The organism is Vogesella margarita (assembly GCF_028548475.1).
GTDB classification, from domain to species: Bacteria; Pseudomonadota; Gammaproteobacteria; order Burkholderiales; family Chromobacteriaceae; genus Vogesella; species Vogesella margarita.
Genome location: NZ_JAQQLE010000003.1, coordinates 1 through 12,234, shown reverse-complemented (window position 1 = coordinate 12,234; position 12,234 = coordinate 1). Strand labels below are relative to the sequence as shown.

Below are 12,234 nucleotides of genomic sequence, written 5' to 3'. Positions count from 1 at the left end.
AAGGTTGGCCGCATTGCTTTGGCGATGGCCTGTTGCCAGTTACAGCATGATCGGTTCGGCTTCCAGCGCCACGCCGTAGCGGGCCAGCACCGTGGCCTGCACCTTGGCCGCCAAGGCGGCGATTTGCCGGCCGCTGGCGTGGCCGTAGTTGACCAGTACCAGCGCCTGCTTGGCGTGTACGCCGGCGTCGCCGTCGCGGTAGCCCTTCAGTCCGGCCTGGTCGATCAGCCAGCCGGCCGCCAGCTTCACCTTGCCCTCGCCGGCCGGGTAGTGCGGCAGCGCCGGGAAGCGCGCCAGCAGCGCCGCGGCCTGCTCGCTGTCGACGATCGGATTCTTGAAGAAGCTGCCGGCATTACCCAGCTGCGCCGGGTCCGGCAGCTTGCTCTGGCGGATGGCGATCACCGCGCGGCTGACTTCCTGCGCCGTCGGCGTGCCGCTGATGCCCATCGCCTGCAGTTGCTGCGCGATGTCGCCGTAGCCGGTCTTGCTGTGCGCATGGCGCGACAGGCGAAAGCGCACTGCGGTCACCAGATAGCGGCCGGCGTGCTGCTTGAACACGCTGTCGCGGTAGGCGAAGCGGCAGTCGGCATTGGCCAGCGTCACCGCCGCGCCGCCGTGCTGCAGGTCGGCGCACACCACTTCCGTGATGCAGTCCTTCACTTCCACGCCGTAGGCGCCGATGTTTTGGATCGGGCTGGCGCCGACGGTGCCGGGGATCAGGCTGAGGTTTTCCAGCCCGCACCAGCCCTGCTGCAGGGTGTGACAGACGAAGTCGTGCCAGTTTTCGCCGGCGGCGGCCTCGACGATCACGCTGTCGCCGTCGTCGGCCAGCAGGCGGATGCCCTTGAGCAGGATGCGCACTACGGTGCCGGGGTAGTCGTCGCGCAGCAGGAGGTTGCTGCCGCCGCCCAGCCACAGCACCGGGCCGTCCAGTTCGGCCAGCAGGGCCGGCAGCTGGTCCAGCTGCTGGAGTTGGGTGTAGCGGTGTGCGCTGGCGGCAATGCCGAAGGTATTGAACGCTTGCAGCGAAACGTGCTGCTGGAAGGTGATGGTCACGAAGCGGGCCTCACAAGGTTTGACGATGCAGGCGCTGCCTGCTGGTATGGGAAAGGTAGCTGACCAGTGCCAGTCCAGCCACGCTGAGGCTGACTACCAGCGCCGTCCAGAAGCCGTGTACGCCCATGCGCGGCACCAGCCAGTCGGTCAGGCCCAGTACCATGCCAAGCCCAAGGCCGAGGCCCCAGAACGACACGATGTGGATCACCATCGGCAGGGTGGTGATCTTGTAGCCGCGCAGCGCACCGGAGGCCACCGTCTGCATCGCGTCGGTTAGCTGGTAGAAGGCGGCGAACAGCATCAGCGTGCTGCCCAGCGCCACCACCGCCGGGTCCGGGCTGTACATGGCCATGATCTGGTGGCGAAACAGCAGCACCAGCAGCATGGTCAGCGTGGCGGCGGCGATGCTGAGCGCGATGCCGAGGCCGCTGATCAGTCGTGCCTGCTGGTAGTCGCCACGGCCGATGCTCTGGCCGACGCGGATGGTCAGCGCGGTGGCGATGCTCTGCGGAATCATGTAGATCAGGCTGGAGAAGTTCAGTACCGCCTGGTGGCTGGCCACCACCAGGGTGCCCAGCTGCGCGATTAGCAGCGCGATGAAGGAAAACAGGCTGACCTCGACGAAGAACGACAGCCCGATCGGCAGCCCCAGCTTCAGCATCGCCGGAAAGCGCGACCATTGCGGCCAGCTGAATCGCTGCGTCAGGCCGTAGCCGGCCAGTGCCCGGTTGCGGGCCAGGTAGACGAACAGCGTGATGGCGTTGAACCACATCACCATGCCGGTGGCCCAGCCGCAGCCGGCGCCGCCCAGTTGCGGCAGGCCGTACAGACCATGGATCAGCATGTAGTTGAGCGGGATGTTCAGCAGCAGCGCGATCAGGCTCACCACCATGATCGGGCGCGGGCGGTTGAGGCTGGAGGCGAAGGCGTGCAGTGCGCGGTGCATCGTCGCCGCCGGCATGCCGAAAGCGGCGCCGTCGATGTACAGCATCACCTTGTCTTCCACCGCCTCCGGCAGGTTCAGCCACTGGCGCAGCAGCGGCTGGATCGCCAGCATCAGGATCACGCCGAGGCAGCCGAGCAACAGCCCGAACCACAGCCCCTGGCGCGTGGTTTCGCCGATGCTGCGGGTCTCGCCGGCGCCGAACTGGTGCGACAGGATCGGGTTCAGTGCGCTGACGACGCCCATCAGCGTGACGTAGACGGTAATGAAGATGCTGGCGCCCAGCGACACCGCCGCCAGATCGTCGGTGCTGACGCGGCCGGCCATCACCGTGTCGACAAATCCGGTCGCGACCTGGGCGATTTGCGCCACCATCATCGGTAGCGCCAGGTGGCTCAGCGCGCGGCTTTCTGCGCGGAGGCGCGGCCAGCCGGCCTGGTCAAGGTTAAACAGCATGTGAATCCAGCTCGGGAGCAAACCGCCGATTATAGCCGGATCGGGTGCGCGGCGCCCGTGCCGCGCAGCGGGCTCAGGCGACGCCCGGACGGCGCAGGTGGCAGCTGATGATCAGCGCGTTGCCGAACAGGCGGTTGATCTGCAGCGCCTGCTCGACATCGACATCCTGCAGCAGCAGCTTGCCCTGTTGCAGGCTGGCGGCAAGGCCGCGTTCGCTGGCCCAGGCCAGCAGCGTGGTCAGCTGGCGGGCGCCGGCGTGGTCGCCGAGGTGGATGGCGCGCAATTCGCCGCGCAGCGATGGGGTGGTGCGGGCAGGGGAGGTGGCAAACTCGGTGTAACGGTCTTGTTCGCAGTCGTACATGGTCTCGGTTTCCTTGTCGGTCGCCCGGACTACCCGAGCGACGCTTTAGCAGAGTTGGTTTAACGGCGCCCTGCAAGTTGTCGATTAACTCGGCGCCATGCGTTTTCACGCGGGGTACGGCTTTGCGGCAGCAGAAAACAAAAAATCCGCTGGCCAGTGGCTGCAGCGGATCGTTTGATCTGGCGCTTTAGCTGGCATTTTTAACGCGCCCGCAAGCTGATATCAAATCGGCGCAAGAGCAACGTTACGGCATGCCGCCGCCGCTTGTCAAGCCGCCGCGGTGTGCGCGGCCGGCGGCGGTATTGGCAGGCCGCTGGAGCCAGTTTTGCGAATCGCGCTATAATCCGCCGCCTGAACGCGGACTTTGTGTCCTTTTTTTCTTTTTCTGTGTAGCCCCGATGATCCGTAAACTCATCAGTCGAATCTTCGACTTGCCTGCCAGCCTGGCCGGCAACAAGAGCAAGCCGCGTGTGCTTGCCCTGGCCCAGCACGGCGTGCGCCGTGACGCACTCAGCCATGCCGCGCTGCGCGTGGTCTCGCGGTTGCAGGATGCCGGTTTCTCCGCCTTTGTCGTTGGTGGCGCGGTGCGGGACCTGTTGCTCGGCGTCACGCCCAAGGATTTCGACGTGGCCACCAATGCCACGCCGGAGCAGGTGCACCACCTGTTCCGTCGCTCGCGCATCATCGGCCGCCGCTTCCGCATCGTGCACGTGATGATGGGACCGGAAACCATCGAGGTGACCACCTTCCGTGGCGGCGAAGTCGCCAACAAGAACGAAACCGGTCGCGTGATGGCGGACAACACCTACGGCAACCAGGTCGAGGACGCGCTGCGTCGCGACTTCACCGTCAATGCGCTGTTCTATAACCCGACCGACGAAACCATCATCGACTATCACCACGGCGTGAAGGACTTGCGCGCGCGGAAGCTGGTGATGATCGGCCAGCCGGCACGCCGTTACCAGGAAGACCCGGTGCGCATGCTGCGCGCGGTCCGTCTGGCCGCCAAGCTGGACTTCACCATCGACGAGCATACCCGCAAGCCGATTGCGGCCAACGCTGCGCTGCTGCGCAACGAGCCGCCGGCGCGCCTGTTCGACGAGCTGCTGAAGCTGCTGCACTCCGGCCACGCCTACGCCTGCCTGAAGATGCTGCGCGACGAAGGCCTGTCGCAGGGTACCTTCCCGCTGCTGGACGCGGTGATGGACGAGCCGGGTGGCGAGACCTTCCTCAAGAACGCGCTGGCCAACACCGACGAGCGCGTGCGCGCCGACAAGCCGGTTTCGGTCGGCTTCATGCTGGCAGCGATGCTGTGGGCGCAGGTGCGGAACCGCTGGCAGCAGCGGCTGCAGCAAGGTGAGCGCGACATCGCGGCGCTGGTCGAGGCGATGGCGGAGGTGGAAACCTTGCAGGACAACGACTTTGCCATTCCGAAGCGCTTCTCCGCCACCATGCGCGAGATCTGGTTCCTGCAGCCGCGCTTCGAGAGCCGCGCCGGCCAGCGCCCGTTCCGCTTCGTCGAGCAGCCGCGCTTCCGTGCCGCCTATGATTTCTTCTGCCTGCGCGCCGATGCCGGCGAGGTGCCGCGCGAGCTGCAGCAGTGGTGGGAAGACTTCCAGAACGGCGATACCGCCGAGCGCCAGCAGCTGGTCGACGACGTGCGCAACAGCGGCGGTGAAGCGGCCAATCCGGAGCGCAAGAAGCGCCGTCGCCGTCGCAAGCCGTCTGCCGCCGCCGGTGGCGGGGAGCCGGCGTGACCCTGGCGGTGATTGCGCTGGGCAGCAATCTGGAAAATCCGGTGCAACAGGTGGAGGCGGCACTGCAAAGGTTGGCCGCATTGCCGTCCACGCGGCTGGTGCGCCGTTCCGCCTGCTATCGCACCGCGCCGGTCGGCTACGCCGATCAACCCGATTTCATCAACGCGGTGTGCGAGGTGGACACCGCGCTGGATGCCGACGCGCTGCTGGCGCAGCTGCTGCAGCTGGAGCAGGACTTCGGCCGCGTGCGCAGCTTCCGCAATGCGCCGCGAGTGCTGGACCTTGACCTGCTGCTGATGGACGGCGTCACGCGTGACAGCGAGTTTTTGACCCTGCCACATCCGCGCATGCACGAGCGTGCCTTCGTGATGCTGCCGCTGGCGGAAATGGCGCCAGAGCGGCTGTTGCCGCAGGGCCGGGTCGGCGACATCGCCGCCGCGCTCGACGGTAGCGGCGTCAGTCGCCTGCCGCGCAGTAACTGAACCCCGGCAGCAGGGCTGCCCCTCCAAGGAGTATGTGATGACGCAACTGCGCTATGTCGTGGTGGAAGGCCCCATCGCTTCCGGCAAGGCCGACCTGGCGCGCCGGCTGGCGGAGCACTGGTCGGTGCGCCTGCTGACGGAGAGTGCGGCACAGAACCCGTTTCTCGAACGTTTCTACCGCAACCCTCCGCATCACGGCCTCGCCACCCAGCTGTCCTTCCTGTTGCAGCGTGCCGATGCCGCCCATGACATGCTCAACGGTGACTTGCTGGCGACACCGCTGGTGTCCGACTTCCTGTTCGAGAAGGACGCGCTGTTTGCCGAGCTGACGCTGGAAGACGACGAGCTGGCGCTGTACCGCCGCATCGCGCCGGCGGTGTTGCGCTCCCATCCGGTGCCGGACCTGGTGATCTACCTGCAGGCGTCGCCGGAAACGGTGCAGCAGCGGCTTGATCGCGCGGTGGCCAGCGGGACGCTGCCGCCATTGCCGGAGGGCTATGTCCAGCGTGTCCACGCCGCCTACAGCACGTTTTTCCATGGCTACGAGGGCGCGCCGCTGTTGATCGTCAACACCGATCATCTTGATTTGGTTGAAGGTGATGATGATTTCGGGCTATTGTTGCGCTGCATCAGCGAGATGCGAGGCCAACGCAGTTACTTCAACAAGGGTATCTGAACCCTGTCAGGCCGGAAGGCGGAGCCATCAGTTCCGCGCCGCGGCCGTCCCTGCGTACCCGGGTGGTCACCCGCACCCCGGTCGCAGCTGCACGCAACGAGGAAATACAGAACATGAAAATAACCGTTAATACTTTGCAGGCCATGGCGGCCGAGGGTCACAAGATCAGCATGCTGACCTGCTACGACGCGAGCTTCGCCACCCTGCTGGACGAAGCCGGTGTCGACATCCTGCTGGTAGGGGATTCGCTGGGCATGGTGATGCAGGGTGAAGACTCGACCCTGCCGGTGTCCATGCCGGAAATGGAGTATCACACCCGTTGCGTGGCACGCGGCGCCAAGCGCGCCATGGTGCTGGCCGACATGCCGTTCGGCAGCTACCAGGAAAGCCCGGCCCAGGCGTTTGCCAATGCCGCGCGCCTGATGCAGGCCGGCGCGCACATGGTCAAGATCGAGGGTGGCGCCTTCATGGCGGACACCGTGCGCTTTCTGGTGCAGCGCGGCGTGCCGGTGTGCGCGCACATCGGCCTGACGCCGCAGTTCGTGAACACCTTTGGCGGTTACAAGGTGCAGGGCAAGAGCGAGAGCGACGCCGAGCGCGTGCTGGCCGATGCCCGCGCGCTGGCCGAAGCCGGCGCCACGCTGGTGCTGATGGAGTGCGTGCCGGCAACGTTGGCAGCACGCATCAGTCAGGAGTGCGGGGTGCCGACCATCGGTATCGGCGCCGGCCGCGATGTCTCCGGCCAGGTGCTGGTGCTGTACGACGTGCTGGGCGTGTACCCGGGCAAGAAAGCCCGTTTCGTGAAGAATTTCATGGCCGAGGCACAAAGCATCCAGGGTGCGGTGGCCGGCTACGTCAGCGCGGTGAAGGATGGTTCCTTTCCGGCTCCCGAACACTGTTTCTGAGGTCAGCATGCAAATCATCCGTAGCATCGCCGAACTGCGTGCCTGGCGCAAAACCGCCGGCCGTGTCGCCTTCGTCCCGACCATGGGCAACCTGCACGAAGGCCATCTGGCACTGGTCGCCGCCGCGCATCAGCACGCGGAACAGGTGGTGGTCAGCATCTTCGTCAACCGCCTGCAGTTCGGCCAGGGCGAGGATTTCGACGCCTACCCGCGCACCTTCGAAGCCGACGGCGACAAGCTGCGCGCCGCCGGTGTTGCGGTGCTGTTCTTCCCGGACGAGCGCGAGCTGTATCCGCGCATCAAGCAGGACTTCAACGTCGAGCCGCCGCATATCCAGAACGAGCTGTGCGGCGCCTTCCGTCCGGGGCACTTCCGAGGTGTGGCCACTGTGGTCGCCAAGCTGTTCAACATCGTGCAGCCGGACGTCGCCTGCTTCGGCAAGAAGGACTTCCAGCAACTACACGTGATCCGTGCCATGGTCGACGACCTCAACATGCCGATCGAGATTGTGCCGGTAGACACCGGCCGTGCCGATGACGGCCTGGCGCTGTCGTCGCGCAACGGCTACCTCAGCGCCGAAGAACGCGCCGAGGCGCCGCGACTGTACCGCCAGCTGTCCGCCATCCGCGCGGCGCTGCAGGCCGGCGACAGCAATTACGCGGCGCTGGAGAAGGCCGCCTGCGACGAGCTGAATGGCCACGGCTGGCGCGTGGACTACGTCGAGATCCGCCAGGCCGACACGCTGGAGATCGCCCATGTCGGCGAGGCGCGGCTGGTGGTGCTGGCGGCGGCCCGTCTGGGTCGCACCCGGCTGATTGACAATATCGAAGTGGCGCGCTGACCCGCCGCGCCGCAAGCAACAACAGGAAGACCGAACCATGCAGCGCTCCATGCTGAAATCCAAGCTTCACCGCGTCACCACCACCCACGCCGAACTGCACTACATCGGCTCCTGCGCCATCGATGAAAACCTGCTGGAAGCGGCCGACATCAAGGAATACGAAGAAGTGCAGATCTGGAACGTGACCAACGGCGAGCGTTTCGCCACCTACGCCATCCGTGCCGAGCGCGGCTCCGGCGTGATCTCGGTCAACGGTTCCGCCGCGCGTCGCGCCGCGCCCGGCGACCTGCTGATCATCGCCTCGTTCGCTGCCTACGAAGACAGCGAGCTGGCGAATCACACGCCGAAGCTGGTGTTCGTCGACGAGCGCAACCAGATGACCGAGCTGGCGTCGCTGACGCCGGTGCAGCCGGCCTGATGCTGCCGTGTGACTCGTTCGAACCAAGCCGCCCGTAGAGGCGGCTTTTTATTGTCTGAACACAAACGAGAAAAGGAGAAAGCATGAGTTTCCTGACAACCGACCTCTACGATGCCAACGAGGGCCGCGTGGCGGTGGTGGAGCCGATGTTCCGCGCCTACGGCGGCCGCGCCCGCTTTGCCGGCCAGGTGGTGACGCTGAAGGTGTACGAGGACAATACCCGCGTGCGCGAAGTGCTGGCCGAGCCGGGGCAGGGCAAGATCCTGGTGGTCGATGGCGGCGGCTCCAAACGCTGCGCGTTGCTGGGCGACCAGATTGCCGAGCTGGCGGTGAAGAACGGCTGGGAGGGCGTGGTGATTTACGGCTGCATCCGCGATTCGGTGGCCATCAACGCGCTCGACATCGGCGTGCGCGCGCTGGATACCAACCCGAAGAAAACCGTGAAGCGCAACGAAGGGCAGCGCGACCTGGTGCTGGCCTTCGGTGCGGTGGAATTCGTACCCGGCCACTGGCTGTACGTCGACGAGGACGGGCTGCTGCTGTCGGCGACGCCGCTGCTGTAAGCCCTTGCGGCCAACGTTGGCCGCAAGGCGTAAAAAAGCCGGACCGCGGGCCCGGCTTTCTTGCAATGGGCGACTTATTCGCCGACCACGTCGACGCCGGCGGGCGGGGTGAAGCGGAACTGCGCCGGGTTGACCTTGACGTTGCGCTGCAGGTTCTTGAACTGGATGCGGGTGACATTGCCGAAACTGTCGGCCAGCTCCATTTCCACCAGCTGGTTGGCGCTGAAACCCATCTTGATCGATTCAAACGTGTTGTCGGCCTTTTTCGGGCTGGCGGCCAGCCATTCCACCTTGCCGGTCTTGCCGACTTCGCGCAGCTGGTAGTCGCGCTCGATGGCATTGCTGCCGGCCAGCAGTGCCGCTGGCGAGTTGCCCAGCGCACCGGCCTGGTCGCGGCGGGTGACCTGGGCCAGCTCCTTGTCGTACAGCCACAGCGTCTTGCCGTCACCGACGATCAGCTGCTCGAACGGCTGGGCGTAGGTCCAGCGCAGCTTGCCGGGGCGCTGGATCTGCATGGTGCCGTGTGCGGTTTCCTGGCGCTGCTTGCCGCTCACCGTCTGGGTGAAATCGGCGGCCAGGGTCCTGGTGCCGGCGATAAAGGCCTTGAACTGGGGCAGCGCGGCGGCGTGTACCGGCAGCGTGGCGGCCAGCAGCAGGCCGAGTAGGGCTTTCTTCATGTGATTCCTTTGACAGGCGCGGACGGTCGTCAGCAGTGCTAGGACCGCCGCGTCGCGGTCGCGTTCAACTGAAGCGGTTGGTAATCGGGTAGCGCCAGTCCTTGCCAAAGCCGCGATGGGTGATGCGCGGGCCGACCGGCGCCTGGCGGCGCTTGTACTCGTTGATCTTCAGCAGGCGCACCACCTTGGCTACGTCGGCCTCGGCAAAGCCGGCCTTGACGATGTCGGCGGCGGACTGGTTGTGCTCGACGTAGCGCTCCATGATCGCGTCCAGCACGTCGTACGGCGGCAGGCTGTCCTGGTCTTTCTGGTCCGGGCGCAGCTCCGCCGACGGCGGCCGGGTGATGATGCGCTCGGGGATGATCTCGCCCTGGGTGTTGCGCCAGCGGCACAGCGCGAAGACCAGCGTCTTGGCCACGTCTTTCAGCACGGCAAAGCCGCCGGCCATGTCGCCGTACAGCGTGCAGTAGCCGGTGGTCATCTCCGACTTGTTGCCGGTGGTCAGCACCAGCTTGCCGGACTTGTTGGACAGCGCCATCAGCAGGGTGCCGCGGATGCGCGCCTGCAGGTTTTCCTCGGTGGTGTCCATCGGCAGGCCGGCGAACGACGGCGCCAGCGCGTTCATGAAGCTCTCGTACATCGGCCAGATCTCGATCTCGTCGTACTTCACGCCGACGCGCTGCACCATGTCGCGGCTGTCGTCGACGCTGATGTCGGCGGTGTAGCGTGAGGGCATCATCACCGCGTGCACCTTGTCGGCGCCCAGCGCATCCACCGCAATGGCCAGCGTCAGCGCGGAGTCGATGCCGCCGGACAGACCCAGCAGCGCGCCGGGGAAGCCGTTCTTGGTAATGTAGTCGCGCACGCCGACCACCAGCGCGCGGTACGCGCTCTCCAGTTCATCCGGCAGCGACGCAAGGTTGGCCGCAACGATGTCGCCATCCACCACGTCGAGCAGCAGCAGTTCGTCATCGTAGGCGGCGGCCTGCGCCACCACTTGGCCGGCCTTGTTCAGCGCGAACGAGGCGCCGTCGAACACCAGTTCGTCCTGGCCGCCGGTGAGGTTGACGTAGGCCATCGGCAGGCCGGTTTCCTGTACCCGGTAGCGCATCACCTCGTGACGGGTGGCGATCTTGTTGCGGTGGAACGGCGACGCGTTCAGCGACACGATCACCTCGGCGCCGGCATCGGCGGCTTCGGCCGCGGGCTCAATCGACCAGCCGTCCTCGCAGATGATGATGCCGACCCTGACGCCGTTCTGCTCGAACACCAGCGGCGCGGCGCCGGGGGTGAAGTAGCGGCACTCGTCGAACACTTCGTTGTTGGGCAGCAGCATCTTGTGGTACTGGCCCAAGCGGTTGCCGTCGCGCAGCACGGTGGCGGCATTGAAGCGCTCGTTGCCGAGGCGGGCAGGGTGGCCGATCACCAGCGTGATGCCGTCCAGCATTTCCAGTTCGTCGAGGCCGGTGGCAATGGCGCGGTAGAAGTGTTCGCGCAGCAGCAGGTCTTCCGGGCTGTAGCCGGTCAGCGCCAGCTCCGGCGTGACCAGCACGTCGGCACCCTGCGCCATGGCCGTTCTGGCCAGCTCGAGGATTTTGCGGGTGTTGCCGGCAATGTCGCCGACAACCGGGTTGAACTGGGCAAGTGCAATGCGCATCGGGAGAACCACCAGTAGAGAATCGATCGGCCGATTTTAACGTCGTCTCGTACATGTCGCATAAAAAACTTGCGTAACGGCCGACTCGCTTATACAATGCGCCTCCTCGATTGCTTGAGATCAAACGCAGGCAAACGGGCCATCTGGAGAGGTGGATGAGTGGTTTAAGTCGCACGCCTGGAAAGCGTGTTTAGGGTAATACCCTAACGGGGGTTCGAATCCCCCCCTCTCCGCCAGATTTTCATTGTGTCGCCAGCGCGACGTGATGTTGCAGTACACCTCACGGAGAGGTGGATGAGTGGTTTAAGTCGCACGCCTGGAAAGCGTGTTTAGGGTAATACCCTAACGGGGGTTCGAATCCCCCCCTCTCCGCCAGCATTCAAAAAAGCCAGAATTCTTAACCTAATCAATGGGTTACAGAATTCTGGCTTTTTCCATTTACCACACGCTTTTACCACACGTATGATCAGTGGTGTTTTTGCCAATTCTGACTCTTCCTGCCTGTCCTTTCGCTGCTTAACGCGGTGACTCCCACAGGAAAACGACCACATAGACGGCACTTTCCAGACCAAACCCTGCTTGACTCGCGGCAACGGTGGCCGACTCTTGAGGTTTGGTGATGGTCAGGTCTGCTTTCTTGGTCAGGATGTCTTCGATGATCGAGTCGCACCAGACGGCAAAGCGAACGTCCAGCCATTGGACGAAGCGGATAGCCAGCTTGGGGTGTGCCCAAGTGCCACCGTTCCCACGGCGGGTCTGGATCAATTCCCCCCTTTCGGTGGTATTTGAGATCGAATCCAGAGCCTCGATGTATTCACGGGTCTCGTCGGTAGAGAAGAACTTGTCCAGACGCTTACCGAACTTCTCAGCCGCCTTGGTCATGTTGAAGTAGCCGTCCTCACGGAAGACGAACGGCATCCCTTGGTATTCCTTGGTGATCAGATTCTCCATGACACCCCCTTAGCGGCTCAGATGCTTGAACTTCACACGCTCGGTGGTCGGCATGGAGTAGAAGGCGTAGCGTTGTACGTCCTGACGGACTCTGGCCGGTTCGTCCTTACGCAGCTCGGAGTGGATCGAACTTTCAGATAGCTACCTGAGATAACCAAGAACCATTAGAATCCCATATAAATATTTACGGCCTTGCGCTAGAAGTAACAGCAAACATGTCATCGAACCTAAGCCAGATTGAATCCCGTCTGTGGTCTGCCGCAGATCAACTTTGGGCCAACACCGGCCTGAAGCCTTCCGAGTTCTCGAATCCAGTACTCGGGCTGATTTTCCTTCGTTATGCTGTAAAACAGCGTGCAAAAGTGACCAGGTGGGGGTGCGGACAAAATCTTGGACTTGTTTATGCTGCCAAACCAAGACTTTCCCGATACTCTAGGGGGCTGCGTGCCCCTAGGGAAAGCTTGATTCGCTTTTCGTTGTACCAGCGAATG

Annotated in this window: 14 protein-coding genes, 2 tRNA genes, 1 pseudogene and 1 riboswitch; of the genes and pseudogenes, 10 read left to right on the top strand and 7 right to left on the bottom strand. The window is 64.3% G+C overall.

The genetic code is table 11. The features are described 5' to 3' along the window. Positions 1–39 precede the first annotated feature (39 nt). The 3 genes from murB to PQU96_RS04880 form a co-directional block, all read right to left on the bottom strand. Positions 40–1,056, bottom strand: coding sequence for a UDP-N-acetylmuramate dehydrogenase (gene murB, locus PQU96_RS04890; protein WP_272771128.1), 1,017 nt, complete (start codon positions 1,054–1,056; stop codon positions 40–42). Between the two features lie 10 nt (positions 1,057–1,066). Further along, positions 1,067–2,455: an MATE family efflux transporter gene (locus PQU96_RS04885; RefSeq protein WP_272771127.1), complete on the bottom strand. Its 1,389-nt coding sequence runs from the start codon at positions 2,453–2,455 to the stop codon at positions 1,067–1,069. Between the two features lie 73 nt (positions 2,456–2,528). Beyond that, a complete protein-coding gene (locus tag PQU96_RS04880) occupies positions 2,529–2,816 on the bottom strand; it encodes a hypothetical protein (RefSeq protein WP_272771126.1) in 288 nt (95 codons plus the stop codon). Between the two features lie 167 nt (positions 2,817–2,983). After that, positions 2,984–3,060, bottom strand: a riboswitch (SAM riboswitch). Positions 3,061–3,214: 154 nt separating this feature from the next. Here PQU96_RS04880 and pcnB point away from each other — a divergent pair. The 7 genes from pcnB (at position 3,215) to rraA (ending at position 8,458) form a co-directional block, all read left to right on the top strand. Continuing rightward, positions 3,215–4,573, top strand: coding sequence for a polynucleotide adenylyltransferase PcnB (gene pcnB / locus PQU96_RS04875; protein ID WP_272771125.1), 1,359 nt, complete (start codon positions 3,215–3,217; stop codon positions 4,571–4,573). Further along, a complete protein-coding gene (gene folK, locus PQU96_RS04870; protein WP_272771124.1) occupies positions 4,570–5,055 on the top strand; it encodes a 2-amino-4-hydroxy-6-hydroxymethyldihydropteridine diphosphokinase in 486 nt (161 codons plus the stop codon). The genes pcnB and folK overlap by 4 nt, the downstream gene beginning before the upstream one ends. 37 nt (positions 5,056–5,092) lie before the next feature. Next, positions 5,093–5,731 (top strand): deoxynucleoside kinase, encoded by a 639-nt coding sequence (locus tag PQU96_RS04865; protein ID WP_272771123.1) that lies wholly within the window; start codon positions 5,093–5,095, stop codon positions 5,729–5,731. A 113-nt stretch (positions 5,732–5,844) separates the two neighbouring features. Next, positions 5,845–6,636 (top strand): 3-methyl-2-oxobutanoate hydroxymethyltransferase, encoded by a 792-nt coding sequence (gene panB / locus PQU96_RS04860; RefSeq protein ID WP_272771122.1) that lies wholly within the window; start codon positions 5,845–5,847, stop codon positions 6,634–6,636. A gap of 7 nt (positions 6,637–6,643) precedes the next feature. After that, positions 6,644–7,477: a pantoate--beta-alanine ligase gene (panC, locus tag PQU96_RS04855; RefSeq protein WP_272771121.1), complete on the top strand. Its 834-nt coding sequence runs from the start codon at positions 6,644–6,646 to the stop codon at positions 7,475–7,477. Between the two features lie 37 nt (positions 7,478–7,514). Beyond that, entirely contained in the window at positions 7,515–7,895 is a 381-nt protein-coding gene (panD, locus tag PQU96_RS04850; protein WP_120811143.1) for an aspartate 1-decarboxylase, read from the top strand. An 83-nt stretch (positions 7,896–7,978) separates the two neighbouring features. Next, positions 7,979–8,458 carry a ribonuclease E activity regulator RraA gene (gene rraA / locus PQU96_RS04845; RefSeq protein WP_255908459.1) on the top strand — a complete coding sequence of 160 codons (480 nt, stop codon included), beginning with the start codon at positions 7,979–7,981 and terminating at the stop codon, positions 8,456–8,458. A gap of 74 nt (positions 8,459–8,532) precedes the next feature. Here rraA and lolA read toward each other — a convergent pair whose 3' ends face one another. Further along, a complete protein-coding gene (lolA, locus tag PQU96_RS04840; RefSeq protein WP_120811147.1) occupies positions 8,533–9,135 on the bottom strand; it encodes an outer membrane lipoprotein periplasmic chaperone LolA in 603 nt (200 codons plus the stop codon). A 64-nt stretch (positions 9,136–9,199) separates the two neighbouring features. Beyond that, complete coding sequence (locus tag PQU96_RS04835; protein ID WP_272771120.1) at positions 9,200–10,792, bottom strand: NAD+ synthase; 1,593 nt, start codon at positions 10,790–10,792, stop codon at positions 9,200–9,202. A gap of 145 nt (positions 10,793–10,937) precedes the next feature. On the opposite strand from PQU96_RS04835, the gene PQU96_RS04830 reads away from it, so the two are divergent. Both PQU96_RS04830 and PQU96_RS04825 read left to right on the top strand, forming a co-directional pair. Continuing rightward, positions 10,938–11,028: transfer RNA gene (locus PQU96_RS04830), tRNA-Ser, on the top strand. A 48-nt stretch (positions 11,029–11,076) separates the two neighbouring features. Continuing rightward, positions 11,077–11,167: transfer RNA gene (locus PQU96_RS04825), tRNA-Ser, on the top strand. Positions 11,168–11,308: 141 nt separating this feature from the next. On the opposite strand, the gene PQU96_RS04820 is transcribed toward PQU96_RS04825, so the two are convergent. After that, positions 11,309–11,743, bottom strand: coding sequence for a KilA-N domain-containing protein (locus PQU96_RS04820; protein WP_272771119.1), 435 nt, complete (start codon positions 11,741–11,743; stop codon positions 11,309–11,311). 215 nt (positions 11,744–11,958) lie between these two features. On the opposite strand from PQU96_RS04820, the pseudogene PQU96_RS15935 reads away from it, so the two are divergent. Next, positions 11,959–12,075: pseudogene (locus tag PQU96_RS15935) on the top strand (type I restriction-modification system subunit M N-terminal domain-containing protein); the annotation flags it as partial. 68 nt (positions 12,076–12,143) lie between these two features. Here PQU96_RS15935 and PQU96_RS04815 read toward each other — a convergent pair. Beyond that, on the bottom strand, positions 12,144–12,234 hold a 91-nt coding region (locus PQU96_RS04815; protein WP_272771416.1), incomplete at its 5' end, for an IS3 family transposase.